Source organism: Sphingomonas larreae (assembly GCF_051400595.1).
GTDB lineage: Bacteria > Pseudomonadota > Alphaproteobacteria > Sphingomonadales > Sphingomonadaceae > Sphingomonas.
The window spans coordinates 760,565-783,219 of the sequence record NZ_JBLFFI010000001.1 but is presented as its reverse complement, the minus strand read 5'-3'; the positions used below and the strand labels follow the sequence as shown (position 1 = coordinate 783,219).

Genomic DNA, 22,655 nt, shown 5'->3' with positions numbered 1-22,655 from the left:
GCGCCGCGTACCCAAGCGCCGCACGACGGGCGGAGCGTCGGCTCCTGCAATAAGGTCGGGACGACGTTGGGCTGCAATGGTCGCGGCTCACCCGCGCACTACAGATGCCGCTTGCCGAGCTTTCGCGCCAGCGTCCGCCGGTGCATGCCGAGCCGCCGCGCCGCTTCGGACACGTTGAAGCCGCAGTCCGCGAGCGTCTGGTGAATATGCTCCCATTCGAGCGTGCGCAGCGAGGTGGGATGCGCCACCAGTTCCACCGACGCGTCGCCCTCGCCGGAGGCCTGGAACGCGGCCTCGATATCGTCCGAATTGGCCGGCTTCGACAGATAGTTGGTCGCGCCGAGCTTCACCGCCTCGACGGCGGTGGCAATGCTGGCGAAGCCGGTGAGCACCACGATTCGCATCGTCGGGTCGAGCGCATGGAGCCGCTCGACGCAGGTCAGCCCCGAGGCATTGCCGAGTCGCAGATCGACCACGGCGTGATCCGGCTTCAGTTCGGCGGTGACGGTGTCGATGTCGTCAGGGTCGGTGATCGCGCGCACCTGATAGCCGCGCCGCTCGAACGAGCGCGCCAGCGTCCGCGCGAACACCGCGTCGTCCTCGATGATCAGCAAGCGGCGCGCGCTCATACGGTCTCCTCCGGGATCGAGATCGCGGCGAGCGGCAGCGTCAGCATCACCTCGCTGCCGCCACGCTCGCGGTTGCGCGCCGACACCGTTCCGCCCAGCGTGCGCAACACGTTCACCGCCAGGAACAGCCCGAGCCCGGCGCCGCGCCGCGTTTTGGTGCTGAGATAGGGCTTGCCGAGCCCGTCGAGGATGGCGGCAGGGAAGCCCGCGCCGTCGTCGCGCACCGCCAACACCAGCCGGTCGCCGTCCCACCAGGCGCACAGCGAGATCGTCCGCGCGCCGGCCTCGACCGCATTGTCGAGCAGGTTCGTGATCGTCTGCGCCAGCGCCTTGTCCGCGACGATGCGCGGGTCGCTCGTCATCAGATGCTCGTAGGTCGCCGTCGGTCCCTTGCTCTCGTTCCACGAGTCGACGATCCCGGCGAGGAAGGTGCGCAGCGTGGTGCGCACCGGCGCGTTGCCGCGCACCTCGCCCGAGGCGAGCAGCACCTGGCCGAGGATATCCTTGCAGCGCGTCACCTCGGCGCGCATGTCGTCGAGATCGGCGAGCAGCGCGGGCGAGCGCGCGATCGCAGGCTCGCGCCGCCAGTCGCCCAGCATCACCGCGATCGAGCTCAGCGGCGTACCGAGCTCGTGCGCCGCACCGCTGGCGAGCAGCCCCATGCGGACGATATGCTCCTCCTCGGCGGCGCGCTGACGCAGCGCGGCGAGGCGCGCGTCATGCTCGGAGACATTGCGCACGATGCGGGTGACGAACAGCGCGAGCAGCGTCGCGGTGAGGGTGAAGTTGAACCAGCTCGCCGCCACATAGGGGATCGAGAGATCGGACGCCCAGAAGCGCGGCAGCGGAAAGGGCGGGGCGGCCCAGGCGAGCCAGGCGAACAGCGTGCTGGTCAGCGCCACCATCGTCCAGCTGGTCCAGCCCCGCAGCAGCAGCGCAGCGATCACCACCTGGAGCAGGAACAGCGTGATGAAGGGATTGCTCACCCCGCCGCTGAGATAGAGCTGCGTCGTCAGGCAGGCGACATCGACCAGCAGCGTCGCGAACAGCGCGGCATTGGTGATCGGGCGGCGCTCGACCACCTGGCTGACCGCGACGTTGAGCGCCACCAGCACCGCCAATGCGCCGAGCATCGGAACGAGCGGCAGCCGCACGCCGATGACGAAATGGACGAGCAGGATGGCGGCGAGCTGCCCCGCCACCGCGAGCCAGCGCAGCAGCGCGAGCAGGCGGACGTTGCGTCCTCCCGGTCCACCGCGCGCGAGCGGCCCGAGCATATTGGCGAGGTGCGGCATGGGGCTGGACTAGCGTCTTTCACGTGAGAGCTGAACTCTCTTGGGTTTACACGTCGCGATGTCCCTGCGGGCGCACGAACCCAGGGACACGCACGAAGACGCTTGCGGCTCTGGGCTCCTGCGTATGCAGGAGCACGGGACCGGCGCTCACGCGTCCCGCGGCGTCCGCGCGATCCGGTACGCGAGATAGGCCATCATCGCCGCCAGCGTGAACCAGGTGAGCGCGTAGATCAGGTGCGTGTTGCGGAAGCGCACCATCGTCAGCCCGCCGCGCGGCCAGCCGGTCGCCCCGCTCGCGTCGGCGTCGATGAAATAGGGCGCGACCTCCCCCAGACGTCGGGCGCGCGCGATCGCGGCGGTGTCGCGCGAGTACCAGCGGTCGGCGGCGGGATCGTTGTCGCGGAGGAACGCGCCACCGGGCTCAGTGACCCGGAGCAGTCCGGTGACGTTCGCCACCCCGGCCGGCGCGCGGATCGCGGCACGGTCGCCGAGCGGGACGAAGCCGCGGTTGACCAGGATCGTGCCGCCAGCGGTGTCGAGCGGGGCGATCACCCAATAGCCGCCACCCAGATCGGTTACGGCCTGGACGAACACGGGGGTGGCGGCGCGCCAGCGCCCGGTGGCACGGACGCGGAGATAGGCGCTGTCATCGTCAATGCTGCGCCATGCCGCGTGCGGCGGGGCCGTGACCGGCGCGGCGGCGAGCCGGCGCTCCACCCGGTCGATCAGCGCGAGCTTCCACGCGCGCCGCTCGACCTGCCACACGCCCAACCCGGCGAGCAGCGCGGTGCCGAGCACCGCCAGCGCCAGGAAGACGTGCCGGCGCGTCACATGCCCGCGCTCGACATCTCCGCCTGCATCTGCGGCATCATGTTGAGGTTCATGTGATACATCACCCAGAGCGAGCCCGAGATCACGATCACCACGATGATGACGGTGAAGATCAGCGCCATCATCGTCCAGCCCGCCTCGGACTTGGTGTTCATGTGCAGGAAATAGATCATGTGGACCACGATCTGCACCATCGCGAGCGCCATCACGATGCCCGCCGTGACCCGCGGATCGGCGATGACCCCGGTCATCACCAGCGCGAAGGCGGGCGCGGTGAGCAGCACCGAGAGCAGGAAGCCGATCCAATAGCCCTTGCGCGAGCCGTGCGCGGCGCCGCCGTGCGGATCGTCGTGCCCGTGCCCGTGGTCGGCGGCGTGGCCGTGATGCGTCTCGGCGCTCATCAGCGCAGCACTCCCAGCAGATAGACGAAGGTGAAGACGCCGATCCAGATGACGTCGAGGAAGTGCCAGAACAGCGACAGGCACTGCAGCCGGCGCAGGTTGGCGTCGACCAGCCCGCGGCGCGACACCTGCACCATCAGCGTTCCCAGCCAGATCAGGCCGAAGGTGACGTGCAGCCCGTGCGTCCCCACCAAGGTGAAGAAGGACGAGAGGAAAGCCGAGCGCTGCGGCCCCGCGCCCTCGTGGATCAGGTTGCTGAACTCGTAGAGCTCGATCGCGAGGAAGGCGGCGCCGAACAGCGCGGTCACCGCCAGCCAGCCGAGCACCGCGCCCTGCTTGCGCTCGTCCGCGCTGATCATGGCGAAGCCATAGGTGATCGACGACAGCAGCAGCATCGTCGTGTTCACCGCCACCAGCGGCAGCTCGAACAGCTCGCGCGCGGTCGGCCCGCCCGCGTAGCTGCCGCCGTACACGCCATAGGCCGCGAACAGCATCGCGAAGATGAGGCAGTCGCTCATCAGGTAGAGCCAGAAGCCCAGCATCGTGCTGTGCCCCGGCGGGTGCTCGTGCTCGTCCAGGTCGTAGAAGACCGGGTTCTCCGCGCCGGGCGGGGTCTGCGTCATCGTGCTCATCGGTCTCAGATCCCCGCGCTCTGGAGCGCGCGGGTGCGCACGTCCTCGTTCTTCACGATATCCTCGGCGGGGATGTGGAAGTCGCGGTCATAGTTGAAGGTATGGCCGATCGCGACGGCGAGCAGCGCGACGAAAGCGAGCGCGGCAAGCCACCAAATGTACCAGATCATGGCGACACCGAAGACCGTCGACAGCCCGGCCAGGATGATCCCCGCGCCCGTGTTCTTGGGCATATGGATCGCGCGGAAGCCCTCGGTCGGCCGCTCGGCCTTGCGCTGCTTCATGTCGTGCCATGCGTCGAGGTCATGAATCACCGGCGAGAAGGCGAAGTTGTACGCCGGCGGCGGCGACGAGGTGGCCCATTCCAGCGTGCGGCCGTTCCACGGGTCGCCGGTGAAGTCGCGCAGCTTCTCGCGGTCGCGGATGCTGACGTAGAACTGCATCAGCATCGAGCCGATCCCAGCGGCGATGATCAGCGCACCGATCGCAGCGATCACGAACCAGATCTGCAGACCGGGGTCGTCGAAGGCGCGCAGGCGGCGGGTGACGCCCATCAGCCCCAGCACGTAAAGCGGCGTGAAGGCGACCCAGAAGCCCACCACCCAGCACCAGAAGCTGATTGTGCCCCAGAACTTCTCGAGCTTGAACCCGAAGGCCTTGGGCCACCAGTAATTCACACCCGCGAACATGCCGAACAGCACGCCGCCGATGATGACATTGTGGAAGTGCGCCACGAGGAACAGCGAGTTGTGGAACTGGAAGTCGGCAGGCGGCACCGCCAGCATCACGCCGGTCATGCCGCCGACCACGAAGGTCAGCATGAAGGCGACCGCCCACATCATCGGGAGCTCAAACCGGATGCGTCCGCGATACATCGTGAACATCCAGTTGAAGATCTTCGCCCCCGTCGGGATCGAGATGATCATCGTGGTGATGCCGAAGAAGCTGTTGACGCTCGCGCCCGAGCCCATCGTGAAGAAATGGTGCAGCCACACCAGATACGACAGGATGCAGATGACGATCAGCGCGTAGACCATCGACGTGTAGCCGAACAGCCGCTTGCCCGAGAAGGTGGAGACCACCTCCGAGAACACGCCGAACGCGGGCAGGATCAGGATGTACACTTCCGGGTGGCCCCAGATCCAGATCATGTTGGTGTACATCATGGGGTTGCCCCCACCGGTGTTGGTGAAGAAGTTGGTGCCGACGTAGCGGTCGAGGCTCAGCATCGCCAGCACCGCGGTCAGCACCGGGAAGGCCGCGACGATCAGCACGTTGGTCACCAGCGCCGACCAGGTGAAGATCGGCATCTGCATCAGCGTCATGCCCGGCGCGCGCATCTTGATGATGGTGGCGAGCAGGTTGACGCCGGACAGCAAGGTGCCGACGCCCGCAATCTGGAGCGCCCAGACGTAATAATCCACGCCCACATCGGGCGAATAGTCGATCCCCGACAGCGGCGCCATCGCGAGCCAGCCGGTCCGCGCGAACTCGCCGACGAACAGGCTCATCATCACGATAACCGCGCCGCTGACCGTCATCCAGAAGCTGAAATTGTTCAGGAACGGGAAGCTGACGTCGCGCGCGCCGATCTGCAGCGGGACGACATAGTTCATCAGACCGGTGACGAACGGCATCGCCACGAAGAAGATCATGATCACGCCGTGCGCGGTGAACACCTGGTCATAATGGTGCGCGGGCAGGAAGCCCTCGTTGCCACCGAAGGCGATCGCCTGCTGCGCGCGCATCATCAGCGCATCGGCGAAGCCGCGCAGGAACATGACCAGCGCGAGCACGATGTACATGATGCCGATCTTCTTGTGATCGACGCTGGTGAACCATTCCTTCCAGAGATAGCCCCACAGGCGGAAATAGGTCAGCGCACCGAGCAGCGCGGCGCCGCCGAGCGCCACCATCGCGAAGGTGCCGACCAGGATCGGCTCATGGATCGGGAAGCTCTCGATCGAGAGCCGCCCGAAGATCGTCTTTACGAGATCGTCCGACATGGTGTCCTCAAGCCCCCTGCGAGGCGTTGGCGCGCAGCGGCGCCGGAAGGTGGAGCTGGGTCATGTTGCGGTTGCTGTCCGCGCCCGGATCGTTCTGGCCCGGCGCCTCGCCGTGCGGTGCGCTGAGATGCGGTGCCTCGCCCTTCTCGGACGGTTCGCGGGTCAGCGCGCCCTCGGCTTCGCCGGCGCGCGGCGCGCGGTCGTTCACCGCGGGGCCGGCGTGCGACATTCCCTCCATACAATTGGTGCCGGGCTTGACGCAGATGCCGACGATGCGGCGGAACAGCGTCGGGTCCACCGTGCCGAAGCCGAGCGGCGGCACCTTCTCGGTCGGCTTCTCGAGCCGCAGATAGGTGGTCGTGTCGAGCTGCCAGCGATTGCGCTTCACCCCGGCAGCCCATTGCTCGAAGCGAGCGGGCGACACCGAATGGGTCCAGAAGGTCATGTGCGAGAAGCCGGCGCCGGAATAATTGGCTGAGCGCCCCGCGAACTTGCCAAGCCGGTTGAGCACGCCGTGGAGCACCGTCTCCATGCCCGGCATGGTGTAGACCATGCCCGCCATCGCCGGCACCCAGAGCGCGTTCATCACGGTTGACGAGGTCATCGTGAACTTGACCGGCCGGTTCACCGGCACGACGAGCTCGTTGACCGTGGCGATGCCCTGCTCGGGGTAGATGAACAGCCACTTCCAGTCGAGCGAGACCACCTGGACCTCGAGCGGGCGGTCCGCCGCGGCGACGGGCTTGCCCGGCGCGGTCCGCGCCAGCGGGCGGTACGGGTCGAGCGTATGCGTCGCCACCCAGGTGAGCGCGCCGAGCGCGATGATGATCAGCAGCGGCGCCGACCAGATCACCAATTCGAGCCCGGTCGAGTGATCCCAGTCAGGCTCGTAGCTCGCCTCGGTGTTGGTCTCGCGGTAGCGCCACGCGAACACCACCGTCAGCGCCATCACCGGCACGATGATCAGCAGCATCAGTACCACCGACCAGATGATCAGGTTCGACTGCTGGACGGCCACGTCGCCGGCCGGGCTCATCACCACGGTGTCGCAGCCGCCGAGCAGGGCGAGGGCGCCGAGTGCGGACAGGCGGGGGATGGCAGACGACGCGCGCCGCAGGGACGGCAGAAGGGCGGGCAGGGGGATCATGGGCGCGCAGCTAAGCTTTGCTGCGGCGCAGCGGAATAGGACATTTTGTCCCATCCCGGCGTTGTGGCACTTAGGCTAAGAAGCCGCGAGATACGTCCGATCGGGAACATGTAATGGCCACCGCACATTCCGCGCCGCTCGAGCGCGGCGCCCGCAACGTCAACACGCGGGACGACCATCAGGTCCGTCCCGGCGAGATCGCGATCGGCGTGATCATCGGTCGGACGTCTGAATTCTTTGACTTTTTCGTCTATGCCATCGCCTCCGTGCTGGTGTTCCCGGCGGTGGTGTTCCCGTATATGGAGCGGATCACCGCCACCATGTGGTCGTTCGCGCTGTTCCCGCTCGCGTTCATCGCGCGCCCGATCGGCACGCAGATCTTCATGTGGATCGATCGCCGCCACGGCCGCGGCACCAAGCTCACGCTCGCGCTCTTCTTGCTGGGCACCTCCACCGTGCTGGTCGCCTTCCTGCCGGGTTATGCGCAGATCGGCGGCTGGTCCGCGATCATGCTCGGGCTGCTCCGCATCGGCCAGGGCATCGCGCTGGGCGGCGCATGGGACGGGCTGGCCTCGCTGCTCGCGCTCAACGCGCCGGAGAAGCAGCGCGGCTGGTGGGCGATGGTGCCCCAGCTCGGCGCACCGCTCGGGCTGGTGGTGGCCAGCGCGCTGTTCGCCTTCTTCGTCTCGACCCTGCCGGCCGAGGATTTCATCTCCTGGGGCTGGCGCTACCCCTTCTTTGTGGCGTTCGCGCTCAACGTGGTGGCGCTGTTCGCGCGCCTGCGCATCGTCGTCACGCCCGAATATACCGAGCTGTTCAAGAGCCGCGAGCTCACGCCGTCGCCGGTCGGCGCGACGGTGAAGGCGCAGTGGCGCAACATCATCATCGGCGCGTTCGCGCCGCTCGCCAGCTTCGCGCTGTTCCACATGGTGACGGTGTTCCCGCTCTCCTGGGTCAATCTGTTCACCCGCGAGGACATCGCCACCTTCCTGCTGATCGAGACGATCGGCGGCGTGATCGGGATCGGCGCGATCGTGCTGTCGGGGCTGCTGGCTGATCGGATCGGGCGCCGCAGCGTGCTCGGCTACACTGCCGCGGGCATCGCCGCCTATAGCGGGTTCGCGCCGACGCTGCTGAACGGCGGCCGGGCGGGCGAGGTGCTGTTCATGGTAATGGGCTTCCTGCTGCTGGGGCTGTCGTTCGGCCAGTCCTCGGGTGCGGTGACGAGCAACTTCCCCAAGCGTGCGCGCTACACCGGCGCGGCGCTGACCTCGGACCTCGCCTGGCTGTTCGGTGCGGGCTTCGCGCCGCTCGCCGCGCTGGCGCTGACGCAGGCGTTCGGCCTGGTTGCAGCAGGGGCCTATCTGCTCTCGGGCGCGCTCGGCACGCTCGCGGCGCTGGGGCTCAACGTGGAACTGGCGCGCCGGCTCGACTAAGCCGCGCCGCGGCCTCGGCGATCGTCCGGCGATCGTCCGGGGCACCGCCGGACTGGTGCAGACATCGGTGGGCAGGGGTGCGGCATCGTCCGCACCCCAATCGGGGGCCGCTCGCGCTCGACCAGCGCGGCGGCCTCGCGCGCCGCACGGCCGGCGAGCACGATCAGCTCGAGACACGGCAGCAGGTGAAGCAGCGGCGGGGGGAGCGCGAGCCCCTCGGCGATCTCGCCGCAGCGGACCGGGCGATTGCGTGCGCCGGGGGATGGCCGTTCCACGACACCGCGTTCCACAGCAGGGTGTCACTGCGGTCGATCTCGGCCCCGTCGAGGAAGCGCTTGAGATTGCGCGACGTGCCAGTGGCTTGGTCGCGCGAGACGATCACCGGACCGTGCGCGCCGAAGTTTCCGGCAGGAGCAGCAGCCGCGTCGCGGCACCGCCGTCGTTCGGGTCAAAGCGGGGACGTCGCGGCCGCCGGTGCCGAGCAACGAGCGCCGATGTTCGAGGGCGGCGTACGCGACGGGGTCGGTGGACATCACCTGCTCCCCATCAGTTTGTTACGAGCGGCGTGACCCGGATCCTCCCCGGTTCGGGGAGGGGGAGCGCGCCCGAAGGGGCGTGATGGAGGGGGGCTCTCCATCTGGCGCAGCGTCCGCGCGAACCCCCTTCACCAGCCTGCGGCTGGTCCCCCTCCCCGCGAGCGGGGAGGATCTTTCCGGAGCCCACGCAGGGGCAGGCGGCTCCTTTACGCCGCCTTGCGCTCGCCCGTGTCGTCGTTGGCCGCGGGGACGGTGAGCCCGCCGTCGGCCGCGAGCTGGGCGAACGCACCGCCACGCGCGAGCAACTCGTCGAACCCGCCCTGCTCGACGATCTCGCCCTGATCGAGCACCACGATCCGGTCGGCGGCGCGCACCGTGGAGAGGCGATGCGCGATCACGAAGGTGGTGCGGCCCTGACGCAGCCGCTCGAGGCTCTCCTGCAACCGCGCCTCGGTGGCGACGTCGAGCGCGCTGGTCGCCTCGTCGAGCAGCAGGATCGGCGCGTTCTTCAGCAGCGCGCGCGCGATCGCGATGCGCTGGCGCTCACCGCCCGACAGGCCAGCGCCGCGGTCGCCGACCGGGGTGGCGAAGCCCTGCGGCTTGCGCATGATGAAGTCATAGGCGCCAGCGATCCGCGCCGCGTCCTCGATCTGCTCCATCGTCGCGTCGGGGTTGCCCATCGCGATATTCTCCGCGATCGAGCGGTTGAACAGCCCGGCCTCCTGGAACACCACGCCCGTCGCGGCGCGTAGCGAGGCGAGCGTCACGCCGCGGATGTCCTGACCGTCCACCAGGATGCGCCCGCTCTCCGGGTCATAGGCGCGCTGGAACAGGCCGAGCGCGGTGGACTTGCCCGAACCGGTCGGGCCGACGATCGCGACCGTCTGACCGGGCTCGACCTCGAAGCTGAGGTCGCGCACCGCGCCCGAGCCGGTGGGATAGCGGAAGGAGACGTTCTCGAACGTGACGCGGCCATGGCTCACCGCGAGCGGCTGCGCATCCGCGACCTCGCCGATATGGCTCTGCTGGTCGAGCACGTCGAAGAACTGGACGAGCGCAGGGAGACGCTGCGCCTTGTCGACGATGAAGCTGGTGATCGTCTCCAGCCGCGCAATCAGCAGCGTGGCGAACCCGACGAACGAAACGACGTCGCCGATCGTGGCAAGCCCGCGCGACACCAGCGCCGCGCCGAAGCCGAAGATCGAGACGATCGCGATCGACGAGGCGCCGCGCGTCAGCACCGCGGACACCGCCCACCAGTTAAGCACCGGATATTGCGCGGCGAGCAGGTCGTGGAGCGAGCGGCGGACGTTGCCCAGCTCGCCCGGCACCGCGAGGAAGCTCTGCAGCACCGTGACGTTGCCGAACAGGTCGCCGAGATTGCCCGAGATATCGGTGAAGCGGTCCTCCACCTGCGCCTGCCCGGTCGAGGTGTGGCGCATCACCACGAGGTTGACCGCCGTATAGACGATCATCAGCGCGACCAGCACCAGCGCGAGCCGCCAGTTGGTGGCGAGCGCGATCGGCAGCAGCACCGCGACGATGGCGACATTGGTGATCTGGTCGCGCAGCAGCGGCAGCCACAGGTTGAACAGCGCGTCACAGCCCGAGATCATGATGCGCATCAGCCGGCCCGAGCGCGCCTCCGTGTGGAACGACGGCGGCAGCGCGAGCAGATGCTCGACATAGCCCGACATGGCGGCGAGGCGGCGGCGGTGTGCCATGCGATCGGCGAGCAGCGAAATGACGACGCTGGCGAGGAACACCGCGACGCTGATGCCGCACCACATCGCGACATAGCGCATCGGCCCGGCGCCGGAGGTGAGCCCGTTGACCGCCTTGCCGAACAGCAGCGGCTCGCTGACCTGGAGCAGCGCGACGAGCAGCCCCGCGCCGATCAGCGATCCGGCCTTGAGCTTCTCGGGCCGCAGCAGCGCGAGCGCGCGGAGGAAATACAGGTGCGAGCGCTTGGGCTCGGCGGACATGGACTGGGCCATGATCGGTCTCGTCACTGGAGCTGATAGGGCGTCCCGCCGTCGCCACTTGCCGATCGTTCGGAACCCGCCCGCTTTACGTCCGTGATGGTTAACGCTTGATGTGCATGCGCCGAAGCGAGTCAAATCATCGATCAACCGTGCTGGCCGAGCGGAACCTTCTTCGGGCCGCTTCTCTCGCGGCGATAATCGTTCTAACGACGATCGTTCTAAACAATGCCGGGGCCGCATCGTGCTTCCCGTCATCCCGGACTTGGTCGGGATCCACGCTTCCGCAGAAGCGATGCTTTTGGCGCGCGCGGCACGAAGCATCCGAGCCCACCCTCCGGGTTGACGGAAGAGTTTGGCAGAAAGCTGCCCCATGCGGGGCGGAAGGGCGATGACGCGGGGTCGTTATTTAGGTCAAGAAGTCTTGGTCAAAGCCGAAGAAGCGCAACGTTCCTGGCCTCGCTCAATGCTCGCGGAACGAGGCCCAGAAGCCGCCGACCAGCGGCTCCACCGCATAGTCGAGCGCGGTACGCTTGCGCAGCGGGATCAGCACCTGCGCGGGCATGCCGGCGCGAAGCTGGAAATCCTTGCCGCGGAAGTTCGACAACAGGCGCAACTGCGATGGCGGCACGGTCACCTCACCGGTGAAATAGCTGCGGCCGGTCTTCTCGTCGGTGAAGCTGTCCGCCGACAGCCGCGTCAGCTCGCCGGAGAGTTCGGGCAGGTCGCGCTCGTGCAGGCTGGGGAATTTGACCAGCGTGCGCTGGCCGACGTTGAGGTCGTCGGCGTCGTCGGGCGAAATATGCGCTTGGATCCGCAGCGGGGTACGTTCGGGGACCACGTCCATCAGCTTCTGCCCCGGCGAAATCACGCCACCGGGCGTGAACACGGTCAGCCCCACCACCGCGCCGGTCGCGGGCGAGCGGATCTCGGTGCGCGCGAGCTGGTCGCGTGCCGCGCTCAGCTTGGGCAGCACGTCGCCCAATTTGGTCTCGACGTCGCGCAGATCGGCGGCGGTGCGCTCGCTGAAGGTGCGTTCGGCCTCGAGCCGCTCGATCTGGCTCTCGCGCGCCGCCTCGCGCGTCTGCGCCACGCTGGCGGCATATTGACCGCGCTGACCCTGAAGCTCGGCGCGCATCCGCTCCAGCTCGCGCAACCGCGTTTGCGAGACGAAGCCCTTGGCGGCGACGGGCCGCAGCGCGTCGAGCTGCGCGTCGAGCAGCTTCAATTGCTCCTGCGCCGAGACGACCTGTTCGCCATAGCCGCGGCCCTGCTCGCGCGACTGCGCACCACGCTGGCCGAGCGCGTCGCGTTGTGCCGCCAAGGTGGCGGTGCGCGCGCGCAGCTCGGTCTGCTGGAGGCGCATCGCGAGCGCGATCTCGGGACGGTCCTCCGCGGGCATCGACGCGAACTCGGCGGGCGGCGCGATCTGCGTCTGGCCGAGTTGCTCCGCCTGGAGCCGCGCGCGCTGCGCCAGCAACCGGATCGCCTGCGAGGCAAGCGCGCGCTCGGTCGCCAGCACCTCGGGCGAGGCGAGCCGGATCAGCAGCTGACCCTGCTGGACGCGCTGGCCCTCGCGCACGAAGATGCGTTGCACCACGCCGCCGTCGCGATGCTGCACCGTCTGGCGCTGGCCCGAGACCTGGAGCACGCCTTCGGCATAGGCCGCCGCATCGAGCCGCGCGAACGCCGCCCAGCCGAGGAACAGCACGAAGAACAGCACCGCGATGACGACGCCGGCGCGAATGTCGCGGCGCGGGTCGGCGGGGAGGTGAACGGTATCGGTGATCGGCAGGCTGGCCATGTCAGGCGCTCGCGGCGGGAGAGGGGAGATCGGCGGCGGGCGCGCCGCCGGCGGGAACGGGGCGAAGCTTCGGCGGTGCGATCCGCTGCAGCACCTCGTCGCGCGGGCCGAACAGTTCGACCCGACCGCCGCGCATCAGCAGCAGCTTGTCCACCACCGGCAGGATGCCAAGCTTGTGGCTGACCACCAGGATGGTGTGTCCGGCGCGTTTGTAATGGTCGATGGCGGCGAGCAGCGCAGCGTCGCCTTCCGAATCGAGGTGCGCGTTGGGCTCGTCCAGCACGAGCAGCGCCGGGTCGCCGAACATCGCCCGCGCCAGCGCGACACGCTGCGACTGCCCGGCGGAGAGTCCGCGCCCGCCCGGCTTGAGCAGGTGATCGAAGCCATTGGGCAGTCGCTGCACCAGCTCGCGCGCGCGGGCGCGCTCGGTGGCGGCGATCGCGGCGGCGTCGATCGCGGCCGCATCTTCGCCCAGCTCGCCGCGGAAGCGCGCGATGTTCTCCTTGATCGTGCCCGCGAACAGCGTCGGCTCCTGCGGCAGATAGCCGACATGCTGGGCAAGCCGCTCCGGGTCCCAGTCGCCAAGGTCGGCGCCGTCGATCCGCACGCGGCCGCGGTCGGGGCGCACCGCCCCGGCGATGATCCGCGCCAGGGTCGACTTGCCCGCGCCGCTCGGGCCGATCATCGCCACCACCTCGCCCGGTGCGATCTGGAGCGAGACGTCGGACACGATCGTGCCGTCACGCGCGTCGTTGAGCAGCGTCACCGCCTCCAGCACGATCGCGCCACGCGGGACGGGCAATTGCGTCGCCGGGGTGGCGTGCTGCGTCTCGAGCAGCAGCTTGTCGAGCCGGCGGTAGCTGCCGAGCGCCTGCGCGATGCCCTTCCAGCCCCCGATCAGCTGCTCGATCGGCGCAAGTGCGCGCGCGATCAGGAAGGACGAGGCGAAGATCGCGCCCGCGGAGATCTGGTTGTCGATCGCCAGCAGCGCGCCGAGCCCAAGCGCGAGGCTCTGCAGCGCGAGCCGGACGAACTTGGTGGCGGTAAGGTAATTGCCCCCGGTGAAGCCGGCCGCGGTCTGCTGCGCCAGCATCGCCTCGCGCAGGCGCAGCTGGCGTACCACCATGGCGCGGCGCATGCCCAGCGCGCGCACCGCCTCGGCACCCCCCAGCATCGCTTCCTGGCTGGCATAACTGTTCGCCGCCGAGACCTGTGCGCGCTCGAGCGCGGCGCGGGTCGCGCGCTCGTTGCGCCATGCCAGCACGGGCAGGATCGTGCCGCCCGCCAGCGCCACCGCGCCGATCGCGGGGTGCACCAGGAAACAGACGAAGACGTAGATCGGGGTCCAGGGCGCGTCGAACAGCGCGAGCACGCCCGCGCCGCTCAGCGTCTGCCGCATCGTGTCGAATTCGCGCAGCGCCTGGCGTGCCACCGGCAGGTCGGGCCGGCCCAGCGTCGAGTCGAGCAGCGCCGGCGCCAGTGCGGCATCGAGCTGGACCCCCGCGCGCACCAGCAGCCGGGTGCGCACGCGATCGAGCAGCGACAGCGTCACCAGCGCGAACAGCAGCACCAACGTGAGGAACAGCAAGGTGAGCTGCCCCTGCGTCGGCACCACCCGGTCATAGACCTGGAGCATGTAAAGCGTGGGCGCGATGTAGAGGATGTTGACCAGCGCGCTGAAGCCGAACGCCGCCATCACGTGGCGACGGCACAGCGCCACGGCGCGGCGCATCGGCGTCTCGGCAACAAGGTCGGTCATCGTCACGCTCCCATCGGCACGCGCATCATCGCCGATTTTGGTTAATGACGCTATAACTCGGCCGGGCGGCGCGCTCGGCTACCAATTAAAGCGCAGCGTTCCGACCAATGTGCGCGCCGCGCCGAAATAACAGCTGTTGTTGAAGAAGCAGCTGGCGGTATGGCGTTTGTCAAACAGGTTCGAGGCGTTGACGCTGAGGCTCAGCCCGTCCCAGCGGCGATCGAGCGCGCCGAGGTCATAGCCCAGCAGCGCGTCGGCCAGGACATAGCCGGGCGAGGCGAAGCGTTCCACCGATGTGGCGGCGCCGCGAGCGTAGCTGGCGGTGCCGTCCGATTCACCGACGTAGCGCACGCCCGCGCCGAGCGAGAGGCCGCCGAGACCGCCCGCGACCGCGTCGCCGAGATCCGACGAAACGAAGCTGGACGCGCTCCACCGCGGCACGCCGAGCGGGCGCGTGCCGGTGACGCCGGAGAGCTGGTCGCCGCTGCCGACCGGCACGGTGCCGCTGGTCACGAGCGGATCGGTATAGCTCGCCGCCAACGCCAGCGTGACGCCGCGCGCGACCGTGCCGCGCCCGTCGAGCTCGATGCCGCGCACCTTCACCTCGCCGACCTGGATCGAGAAGTTCGGGTTGGCGGGATCCGAGACGGGTACGTTCTGCCGCCGCAGATCGAACGCGGACAGCGTGAACAGCGCGCCGCCGCCGCGCGGCTGGAACTTGATGCCGGCCTCATATTGCCGGCCGGTCACCGGCACGAACGGCGCGCCATCGGCGCCCGCGCCGGTCTGCGGCTCGAAGCTCTTGGCATAGCTGGCGAACGGCGCGAGCCCCGCGCTGGTCTCGTGCAAGGCGCCGATCCGCGTGGTGAAGGCAGTCTGCGACGAGCGCGTCACCGCGCCGGTGGTGCGGTTGCGCGTCAGCTGGTCGTACCAGTCCCAGCGTCCGCTCGCGATCAGGTTGAGCCCGCCGAGCGAAAGCTGGTCCTGCACATAGGCACCGGTCTGGTCGATGCGGCGGAAGCTGCGCGTCTGCGTCAGCGCGAAGCCCGGCAGCGTGCCGTTATAGCGCGGGCGGAAGAGGTCGAAGTCGGGGATGCTGGTGACCGGATCGGCGGTTCGCCCGGTGTTGAACTGCTGGTCGTTGCGGCCCTCGTTGTGCGCGTAATCGAGCCCCGCGAGCAGCACATGGCGCACCGGCCCGGTGGTGACCTCCGCGGCGAGGCGATTGTCGAGCGTGATCGTGCGGAAGCGCTCGTCCGATCCGCCGCCACCGCGGACGATGGTCGAGAAATCTGTGGTGCGCGCCGCGCCGGTGCCGGTAGTGCGGAAGGCCGACAGATAGATCTGCCGATAATGGAGATCGACGTCATAGTAACGCGCGTTGGTGGTCCAGGTCAGCGCGTCGGACAGGCGGTGGCGGAACAGCAGCGTCGCGGACTTCTGCTTACGGTCGAACGCCTCATAGCCCGGCTCGGAAACGTTGAGATCGATCGGGAAGCGCCCGAACGGGTTGGGCAGCGCCGAGCCGTAGACCGGCACGCCGCTGTAGGACGCGGCCTCGGGATCGCGCTGGTAGGAGAGGATCAGCGTCACGCTGGTCGCGTCGTCGGGCGCGAAGCGCAGCATCGGGCGCGCGTAATAGCGCCGGTTGCGCGTGTGCTGGAGGAAGCCGTCACCCTGTTCGGCGCCCGCGATCACGCGGAACTGCCAGCGGCCGTCGCGGTCGAGCGGCTGGTTGAGGTCGATCGCGGAGCGCAGCAGCGCGAAATTGCCGCTCGCCAGCTCGATCCGGCTTCCCGCTTCGGCGCCGGGCAGCTTGCTGGTGAGATTGACCAGGCCGCCCGGCGTGCCGCTGCCGTAGAGCACCGACGCCGGCCCCTTGATCACGTCGACCGACTCGACGAGGTGGAAGTCCGTCTGCGGGCTCGAATAGACGCCGCCCTGCTGGCGCATGCCGTCCATGAAGACGCCGGGGGTAAAGCCGCGCAGGAACAGCTGATCGTAACGGGTCGCGACGTTGCCGCGCTGGTTGGGTGCGACACCCGCGACATAGCCGAGCGCCTGGTTGATCGACAACGCGTTGCGGCGCGTCAGCTCGTCCTGATCGATCACGGTGACGGTTTGCGGCAGGATGATGAGCGGCGTGTCGGTCTTGGCCCCGGCGCGGCCGTTGCTCCGTTCGCGCTCGCCGGTGACGAGGATGTCGTCGCGTTCGTCGTTCTCGTCCTCGTTCGCGGGGGCGGGCGGCGCCTCGGTCGCAACCGGCTCGAGCGGCCGCGCCCCGGCGGGCGCGGCGGTCAGTACGACCCCGCCGGCGAGCGTCGTCGCGAGCCGCCGCAGGGCGCTCTTGCTGTTCATACCGACCCCTTAATTCGCTATTGCTAGTGACTCGCAAAGACCGCTATAAGCCTCTTGTCGCTAGGGCAAGGGGGAAGGCGGAATGCTGATGCAGCGAGTGGAGGCGCCACCACGCCGGGTGCGGATCCGCCCCGGGGCGTGGGCGATGCTCGCGCGCTGCCTGACTGCGCTGCTCGGCGGCTATGCCGCGACCGCGGCGCTCGTCAGCCTCGCCGCACGCCTGCTGCCGCTGGCCAGCGTGGAGGCGACCACCTGGGCGATGATCGCGAGCTTCCTGGTCTATGCGATGTTCGGGCTGTGGTGTTTTCATGAGCCGCGACTCGCGCGCGTTGTCGCGCTGACCTGGGGCGTCGCGCTGATCGCCGGCGGGCTGACGTGGTTGATCGGTCCGCGTCCGTGAGCCGATCGCTGCGGCAATCGATGGCGTGGATCCATGGCTGGCTGGGGCTGCTGGCGGGCTGGATCCTGTTCGCGATGTTTCTCACCGGCACCGCGAGCTACTTTCGCCCCGAGATCACGCAGTGGATGCAGCCGGAGCAGCCGCCCAATCGCGTCGGCGGCGCGGCGGCGGCGCAGGCGGCGGTCGACTATCTGGCGCGGGTCGGCCGCGGCGACTCGCAATGGTATATCTACCTGCCCGACGATCGCACCGCGGTGACGCGCGTGTTCGCGATCCCCGGCGCGACCGCCAAGCCCCCCGCGCGGCCGCGTCCGCCGGAGCTGGAGCTCGACCCGCGCAGCGGCGAGCCGGTGCACGCACGCGCGACGCGCGGCGGCGAGCATTTCTACCGCTTCCATTTCCAGCTCCAGCTGCCGCATCCCTGGGGACGCTGGCTCGCGGGCGTGTGCGCGATGTTCATGCTCGGTGCGATCGTCTCGGGCGTGGTGACGCACAAGCGGATCTTCGCCGACTTCTTCACGCTACGCTGGAACAAGGGGCAGCGCAGCTGGCTCGACGCGCACAACGTCTCGGCGGTGCTCGCGCTACCCTATCATGCAATGATCACCTACACCGGGCTGATGACGCTGGTGCTGATGTACATGCCCTGGCCGATCGCCGCCAATTACCGCCAGCCCACCGATTTCGCGCGCGAGGCCTATGGCTATGTCACCGAGGGCGAGGCAAGCGGCCGCGCCGCACCGCTGGTGGCGGTGGCGCCGCTCGTACGCGACGCCGAGCGCCGGCTCGGCCAGCGCGCGCAGCGCGTGGTGATCCGTTTCCCGGGCGACGCGGCGGCAACGGTGGCGGTGGCGTCGGCCGGGGCGAGCGCGCTCAACGCACGCGGCGGCACGATCAGCTATGCGGGCGCGACCGGCCGCGTCACCGAGGCCGCGGTCGGAGCCGGCCCCGCGCTGGCGACCGCCGGGGTCATGCTGGGGCTGCACACGGCGCAGTTCGCCGGGCCGGCGCTGCGTTGGACATTCTTCGTGCTCGGGCTGACCGGCGCGGCGATGGTCGGCACCGGGCTGCTGCTATGGACCGCGGCGCGGCGGCGGCCGAATACGGCACCGTTCCTCGGGCTGCGGCTGGTCGAGCGGCTCAACATCGCCGCCATCGCAGCGCTGCCGATCGGCATGGCGAGCTACCTGTTGGCCAACCGGCTGATCCCGGCAGAGGCGGCGGGTCGCGCCGACACCGAGGTGGCGACGATGTTCTACGCCTGGGGAGCGGCGGCGCTGGTGCAGCTGGCGCGTCCCGCAAAGCGCGCGTGGCGCGAGCTGTTCGCTCTGGGGGCGCTGCTGTTCGCCGCGATTCCACTCGTCAACGCCGCGACGACCGAGCGCGGCTTCGTGGCGTCACTTCGCGCGGGCGACGGACTGTTCGTCGGCTTCGACGTGGCGATGATCGCGATTGCGGCGCTGCTCGCGCTGGCGAGCTGGATGGCCGGGCGCGAGCGGCAGGCAATGACACGCAGGAAGTTGGGGGAGTTGGCGCATGTGTGAGGGTTTCGTGCTGTGCGCGCTGGCGTTCGTGCTGATCGCGGCGGCGTCGCACCGCTTCCACCGCGATGCGGGCGCCACGTCGCCGGTACAGCGGCGCTGGCTTCGCGGCGTGGGAGCGGGGCTGATCACGGTGGCGCTGTTGCGCGCCGGCACTGCGATCGACGGCGAGCGCTGGGTGCGCCTGCTGTGCTGCGCCTCGCTCGCCGCGGTGATGGTGGTGCTGACGCTGTCGGTGCGCGCGCCCGCTCTGCTCTATCCGCTGCGGCGGCTGCTGACGCGCCGCGCGGCCGCGCCGGCGGTGGCGCGCGAGGTGGAGGTGCTGGTCGCGGCGCGGGGATGAGCGGGCGCTGACATTGCCCCTCGCCCTGCCGTCATCCTGAACTCGTTTCAGGATCCATCGGGCCGCAAACGTCGCGGCGGCGGCGTCTGCGGGAGGATAGATCCTGGCGCGACTTCAGGGCGACGCCGGGAAGGGAGGGGAAGCGCGCGCCCATGCCTCTCACTCCGCCGCGAGCAGCTCCGCCGCTTGCAGGTCGACCGACACCAGCCGGCTCACCCCGCGCTCTACCATCGTCACGCCGAACAGCCGATGCATCCGGCTCATCGTCACCGCATTGTGCGTGACGATCAGGTAGCGCGTGTCGGTCTCGCGGCTCATCTGCTCGAGCAGGTCGCAGAAGCGCTCGATATTGGCGTCGTCGAGCGGTGCGTCGACCTCGTCGAGCACGCAGATCGGCGCGGGATTGGTGAGGAATAGCCCGAAGATCAGCGCCACCGCGGTCAGCGCCTGCTCGCCGCCCGACAGCAGGGTGAGCGATTGCAGTCGCTTGCCCGGCGGTTGCGCCATGATCTCCAGCCCGGCCTCGAGCGGGTCGTCCGAGTCAACCAGCGCGAGATGCGCCTGACCGCCGTTGAACAAGGTGGTGAACAGCCGCCGGAAGTGGCCGTTGACCGCCTCGAAGGCGGCGAGCAGCCGCTGGCGTCCCTCGCGGTTGAGCGTGCCGATCGAGCCCCGCAGCCGGTTGACCGCCTGACCGAGTTCCTCGCGCTCCGCCGCGGTGGCGGCGCCGCTCGTCTCCAGCTCGGCCAGTTCGCGCTCGGCCACAAGGTTGACCGGGCCGAGCCGCTCGCGCTCGAGTGTCAGCCGCTCGTGCGTGGCCGATTCGTCTTGCGGCGACGCCACCTCGGCGCTGGCGAAGCCGATCTTCTCCGGCAAAACCGGGGCGGGACATTCAAAGCGCTCGCCCGACACGCGCCCCATCTCGACCCGGCGCAACTCATGGTTCTCGGCGCGCGCGGTGGCGCCGGCCCGTGCCTCGCGCGCGCTGGCCAGCGCCTCGGCGGCGCGCGCGTGCGCGGCATCCGCCGCGCGCATCGCCGCCTCGGCGGCGCGCTCGGCCGCCTGGGTCGAATCGGCGGCACCACGTGCGGCGGACACCTCGGTGTCGAGCGACGCGATCTCCGCCGCCAGCGCATCGGGCCGCTCCGCCAGCACCGCAAGCTCGCGCTCCAGGTCGGCGGCGCGCCCGTCCATGTCGGCGATCCGTTTCGCCGCCTCGCCCGCGCGGGTGCGCCAGCCCTGCGCCTCGCTTTTCCCCAGCGCGCGGCGCTCGCGCGCGTCCGCCACGTCGCGCTCGCGCGTCGCGCGGTCGGAGCGTGCGAGCGCCACCTTGGCGCGCGCCGCCTCCGCCTCGCCGAGCAACCGCGCGGTCTCGCCCGCGGCGGCGGCGCCGTCTGGCAGTGCGGCGAGCGCGTCGGCGGCACGGTCCTGCTCGGCCAGCGCTTCCGCGGCCTCGGCGGTGACCCGCTCGGCGCGTTGTGCGAGATCGGTGCGCTGTCCGGCGAGCCGTTCGAGCTGGGCCGCGGCGCGATCCTCGTCGCGCTGCGCCGCGCGGACGGCGGTCTCGCCCTGCGCCAGCAGCGCACGCGAGGATTGCGCCGCCGCGCGCGCGCGCGCGATCCGCTCGTCGATCTGCGCGCGGCGCTTTGTCGCCTTCTGCACCGCCGCCTCCGCCGCGGGGCGCTCGCGTTCCAGCGCGGCGAGCCGGTTGCGGCGTTCCAGCCGCTCGGCCGCGGCGACACCGCCGCTGGTGCTGACGTAGCCATCCCAGCGGCGCACGCGGCCCTCGCGCGTGACCAGCCGCTGCCCAGGGCGCAGCGGCTGGCCCGAATCCCCTTCAACCAGGAAGACCTGCGACAGCCGCCGCTCCAGCTCGAGTGGCGCGGTGACGCGCGCGGCGAGCGGCAGCGTACCGATCGGCGCGGGCGGATCGTCCTCGCCGATCGCGGAGCCATGCCAGTCGGCGAGCGCGCTCTCCAGCTCGTCGCCCAGCGCGGCGGCCAGCGCGCGCTCGAACCCGGGTTCGGCGCTGACCGAGTCGAGCAGTTTTTCCCCCTTCTGCTCGACCGCGCGCGCGAGCGCGGCGGCTTCGCCGTCCAGCGCGGCGAGCGCGGCGAGCGCCGCGGCGCGTGCCGCTTCGGCGGGATCGCGCTCTTCGCGCGCTTCGGTCTCGCTCGTCTCGGACCAGTCGAGCGCGGCGCGCGCCTTCGTTATCTGGCTCTGCGCTTCTGCCTGCGCCGCGCGTGCGGCGTCGCGCGCCGCCTCCAGCGCGGCGGGATCGTCGAGGGCTTCGATCGCCTCCGCCAGCCGCATCGCCTCGCGCCGCGCACGCTCGTGCCGCGCCGCCGCGGCGGCATGCGCGGCGGTGGCGACGCGGCGCTCCGCCGCTTCCGCCGCCTCCGCGGAAAGTGCCTGCGCGAGCGCGACCTCGACGTCGCGCGCGTGGCGCTCGGCGTCCGCCAGCGCGGCGTCGAGCGCGGGAAGCGCCGCGCTGCCTTCGGCGATCCGCTGGTCGAGCCGGTCGGCGTCGGCGGCGATCCGCTCCAGCGCGGCAGCGGCGTCGTGCGCGAGCGAGTCCTCGCGCGCGCGGTCCTCACCGATGCGACGGCGCGACGCTTCCATCTCCTCCAGCCGGCGTTGCACGCCATGGCGCTGCTCGCGCACGCGCGTCAGCTGGTGCGCAAGCTCGCCGGCACGATCGCGCGCCGCCAATGCCGCGGCGCGTGCCGTTGCCACCTGCTCGGCGGCCGCCCTTTGCGCGGCCAGCGTCGCCTGCTCCGCCTCGGTCGCGGCGGTGACCTGCGCCGCGGCGGCGTCGGCCTCCTGCTTGGCAGCGGTCGCGGCGGCGGCGGCGTCGCGCCAGCGCGCGAAGATCATCCGCGCCTCGGCGAGTCGGATCTGCTCGGACAGCAGCCGGTAGCGCTCGGCGGCGCGCGCCTGGCGGCGCAGCGCGGCGATGCGCGTGCCCTGATCCGCCATCAGCTCGTCGAGCTGCGCGAGATTGGCTTCGGTGGCGCGTAACCGCGTTTCCGCGTCCTTGCGGCGGACGTGGAGCCCGGCGATGCCGGCGGCCTCTTCCAGCATCGCGCGGCGCTCGCCCGGCTTGGCCGCGATCACCGCACCGATGCGGTTCTGGCTGACCAGCGCGGGCGAGTGCGCGCCCGTCGCGGCGTCTGCGAAGAGGAGCTGGACGTCCTTGGCGCGCACGTCGCGCCCGTCGAGCCGATAGGCCGAGCCGGCGCCGCGCTCGATCCGGCGCACGATCTCACGTTCCTGCGCGCCGTCGGGTGCGTCGATCTCGGCGAGGAGCGACACTTCGGCAAAGTCGCGCGGCGGCCGCGTCGCAGTGCCGGCGAAGATCACGTCTTCCATGCCGGCGCCGCGCATCGACCGGGCGCTGTTCTCGCCCATCGTCCAGCGCAGCGCCTCGAGCAGATTGGACTTGCCGCAGCCGTTGGGGCCGACCACCCCGGTCAGCCCCGGCTCGATGCGCAGGTCGGCGGGGTCGACGAAGCTCTTGAAGCCGGTCAGCCGCAGCCGCTTGATGCGCATCGA

At 70.0% G+C, this 22,655-nt stretch carries 16 protein-coding genes; 4 read left to right on the top strand and 12 right to left on the bottom strand.

What is annotated here, in order from left to right:
* Positions 1-98: 98 nt before the first annotated feature.
* The 7 genes from ACMGDM_RS03465 to cyoA form a co-directional block, all read right to left on the bottom strand.
* Positions 99-629, bottom strand: coding sequence for a response regulator transcription factor (locus ACMGDM_RS03465; RefSeq protein ID WP_436802719.1), 531 nt, complete (start codon positions 627-629; stop codon positions 99-101).
* Positions 626-1,924, bottom strand: coding sequence for an ATP-binding protein (locus tag ACMGDM_RS03460; RefSeq protein ID WP_436802718.1), 1,299 nt, complete (start codon positions 1,922-1,924; stop codon positions 626-628). The genes ACMGDM_RS03465 and ACMGDM_RS03460 overlap by 4 nt, the downstream gene beginning before the upstream one ends.
* Positions 1,925-2,071: 147 nt before the next feature.
* Positions 2,072-2,755 (bottom strand): SURF1 family protein, encoded by a 684-nt coding sequence (locus ACMGDM_RS03455; protein ID WP_436802717.1) that lies wholly within the window; start codon positions 2,753-2,755, stop codon positions 2,072-2,074.
* Positions 2,752-3,156: a cytochrome o ubiquinol oxidase subunit IV gene (gene cyoD, locus ACMGDM_RS03450; RefSeq protein WP_436802716.1), complete on the bottom strand. Its 405-nt coding sequence runs from the start codon at positions 3,154-3,156 to the stop codon at positions 2,752-2,754. Before cyoD ends, ACMGDM_RS03455 begins: the two co-directional genes overlap by 4 nt.
* The gene (gene cyoC / locus ACMGDM_RS03445) at positions 3,156-3,788 is read right to left on the bottom strand and encodes a cytochrome o ubiquinol oxidase subunit III (RefSeq protein ID WP_183921149.1); all 633 of its coding nucleotides are present in this window, start codon (positions 3,786-3,788) and stop codon (positions 3,156-3,158) included. The genes cyoD and cyoC overlap by 1 nt, the downstream gene beginning before the upstream one ends.
* A gap of 5 nt (positions 3,789-3,793) precedes the next feature.
* Complete coding sequence (gene cyoB, locus ACMGDM_RS03440) at positions 3,794-5,794, bottom strand: cytochrome o ubiquinol oxidase subunit I (RefSeq protein ID WP_436802715.1); 2,001 nt, start codon at positions 5,792-5,794, stop codon at positions 3,794-3,796.
* 7 nt (positions 5,795-5,801) lie between these two features.
* Positions 5,802-6,941, bottom strand: a complete 1,140-nt coding sequence (gene cyoA, locus ACMGDM_RS03435) for a ubiquinol oxidase subunit II (RefSeq protein WP_436802714.1) — start codon at positions 6,939-6,941, stop codon at positions 5,802-5,804.
* 113 nt (positions 6,942-7,054) lie between these two features.
* Here cyoA and ACMGDM_RS03430 point away from each other — a divergent pair, with 113 nt between their 5' ends.
* Positions 7,055-8,377: an MFS transporter gene (locus ACMGDM_RS03430; RefSeq protein ID WP_436802713.1), complete on the top strand. Its 1,323-nt coding sequence runs from the start codon at positions 7,055-7,057 to the stop codon at positions 8,375-8,377.
* Between the two features lie 742 nt (positions 8,378-9,119).
* On the opposite strand, the gene ACMGDM_RS03425 is transcribed toward ACMGDM_RS03430, so the two are convergent.
* The 4 genes from ACMGDM_RS03425 to ACMGDM_RS03410 all read right to left on the bottom strand — a co-directional run bounded on the left by ACMGDM_RS03425 (position 9,120) and on the right by ACMGDM_RS03410 (position 16,816).
* The gene (locus tag ACMGDM_RS03425) at positions 9,120-10,910 is read right to left on the bottom strand and encodes an ATP-binding cassette domain-containing protein (RefSeq protein ID WP_436802712.1); all 1,791 of its coding nucleotides are present in this window, start codon (positions 10,908-10,910) and stop codon (positions 9,120-9,122) included.
* Between the two features lie 448 nt (positions 10,911-11,358).
* Positions 11,359-12,699 carry an HlyD family type I secretion periplasmic adaptor subunit gene (locus ACMGDM_RS03420; protein ID WP_436802711.1) on the bottom strand — a complete coding sequence of 447 codons (1,341 nt, stop codon included), beginning with the start codon at positions 12,697-12,699 and terminating at the stop codon, positions 11,359-11,361.
* Position 12,700: 1 nt separating this feature from the next.
* Positions 12,701-14,458: a type I secretion system permease/ATPase gene (locus ACMGDM_RS03415; protein ID WP_436802710.1), complete on the bottom strand. Its 1,758-nt coding sequence runs from the start codon at positions 14,456-14,458 to the stop codon at positions 12,701-12,703.
* 78 nt (positions 14,459-14,536) lie between these two features.
* Positions 14,537-16,816: a TonB-dependent siderophore receptor gene (locus ACMGDM_RS03410; protein WP_436802709.1), complete on the bottom strand. Its 2,280-nt coding sequence runs from the start codon at positions 16,814-16,816 to the stop codon at positions 14,537-14,539.
* Between the two features lie 88 nt (positions 16,817-16,904).
* Between ACMGDM_RS03410 and ACMGDM_RS03405 the strand changes: the two genes are divergently transcribed.
* The 3 genes from ACMGDM_RS03405 to ACMGDM_RS03395 are packed head-to-tail and all read left to right on the top strand — an operon-like array spanning position 16,905 to position 19,100.
* Positions 16,905-17,216, top strand: a complete 312-nt coding sequence (locus ACMGDM_RS03405; RefSeq protein WP_436802708.1) for a hypothetical protein — start codon at positions 16,905-16,907, stop codon at positions 17,214-17,216.
* Positions 17,217-17,236: 20 nt separating this feature from the next.
* Positions 17,237-18,760, top strand: coding sequence for a PepSY-associated TM helix domain-containing protein (locus ACMGDM_RS03400; protein WP_436802707.1), 1,524 nt, complete (start codon positions 17,237-17,239; stop codon positions 18,758-18,760).
* Positions 18,753-19,100, top strand: a complete 348-nt coding sequence (locus ACMGDM_RS03395; protein WP_436802706.1) for a DUF3325 family protein — start codon at positions 18,753-18,755, stop codon at positions 19,098-19,100. The genes ACMGDM_RS03400 and ACMGDM_RS03395 overlap by 8 nt, the downstream gene beginning before the upstream one ends.
* 159 nt (positions 19,101-19,259) lie before the next feature.
* On the opposite strand, the gene ACMGDM_RS03390 is transcribed toward ACMGDM_RS03395, so the two are convergent.
* On the bottom strand, positions 19,260-22,652 hold the full coding sequence (locus tag ACMGDM_RS03390) for a chromosome segregation SMC family protein (protein ID WP_436802705.1): 3,393 nt from the start codon (positions 22,650-22,652) through the stop codon (positions 19,260-19,262).
* Positions 22,653-22,655 lie beyond the last annotated feature (3 nt).

Coding starts and splice junctions, on each gene's coding strand:
- ACMGDM_RS03400 (WP_436802707.1), top strand. CDS start 17,237: ATGGCGTGGATCCATGGCTGGCTGGGGCTGCTGGCGGGCTGGATCCTG.
- cyoA (WP_436802714.1), bottom strand. CDS start 6,941: ATGATCCCCCTGCCCGCCCTTCTGCCGTCCCTGCGGCGCGCGTCGTCT.
- ACMGDM_RS03390 (WP_436802705.1), bottom strand. CDS start 22,652: ATGCGCATCAAGCGGCTGCGGCTGACCGGCTTCAAGAGCTTCGTCGAC.
- cyoC (WP_183921149.1), bottom strand. CDS start 3,788: ATGAGCACGATGACGCAGACCCCGCCCGGCGCGGAGAACCCGGTCTTC.
- ACMGDM_RS03420 (WP_436802711.1), bottom strand. CDS start 12,699: ATGGCCAGCCTGCCGATCACCGATACCGTTCACCTCCCCGCCGACCCG.
- cyoD (WP_436802716.1), bottom strand. CDS start 3,156: ATGAGCGCCGAGACGCATCACGGCCACGCCGCCGACCACGGGCACGGG.
- ACMGDM_RS03430 (WP_436802713.1), top strand. CDS start 7,055: ATGGCCACCGCACATTCCGCGCCGCTCGAGCGCGGCGCCCGCAACGTC.
- ACMGDM_RS03425 (WP_436802712.1), bottom strand. CDS start 10,910: ATGGCCCAGTCCATGTCCGCCGAGCCCAAGCGCTCGCACCTGTATTTC.
- ACMGDM_RS03410 (WP_436802709.1), bottom strand. CDS start 16,816: ATGAACAGCAAGAGCGCCCTGCGGCGGCTCGCGACGACGCTCGCCGGC.
- ACMGDM_RS03465 (WP_436802719.1), bottom strand. CDS start 629: ATGAGCGCGCGCCGCTTGCTGATCATCGAGGACGACGCGGTGTTCGCG.
- ACMGDM_RS03405 (WP_436802708.1), top strand. CDS start 16,905: ATGCAGCGAGTGGAGGCGCCACCACGCCGGGTGCGGATCCGCCCCGGG.
- cyoB (WP_436802715.1), bottom strand. CDS start 5,794: ATGTCGGACGATCTCGTAAAGACGATCTTCGGGCGGCTCTCGATCGAG.
- ACMGDM_RS03460 (WP_436802718.1), bottom strand. CDS start 1,924: ATGCCGCACCTCGCCAATATGCTCGGGCCGCTCGCGCGCGGTGGACCG.
- ACMGDM_RS03415 (WP_436802710.1), bottom strand. CDS start 14,458: ATGACCGACCTTGTTGCCGAGACGCCGATGCGCCGCGCCGTGGCGCTG.
- ACMGDM_RS03395 (WP_436802706.1), top strand. CDS start 18,753: ATGTGTGAGGGTTTCGTGCTGTGCGCGCTGGCGTTCGTGCTGATCGCG.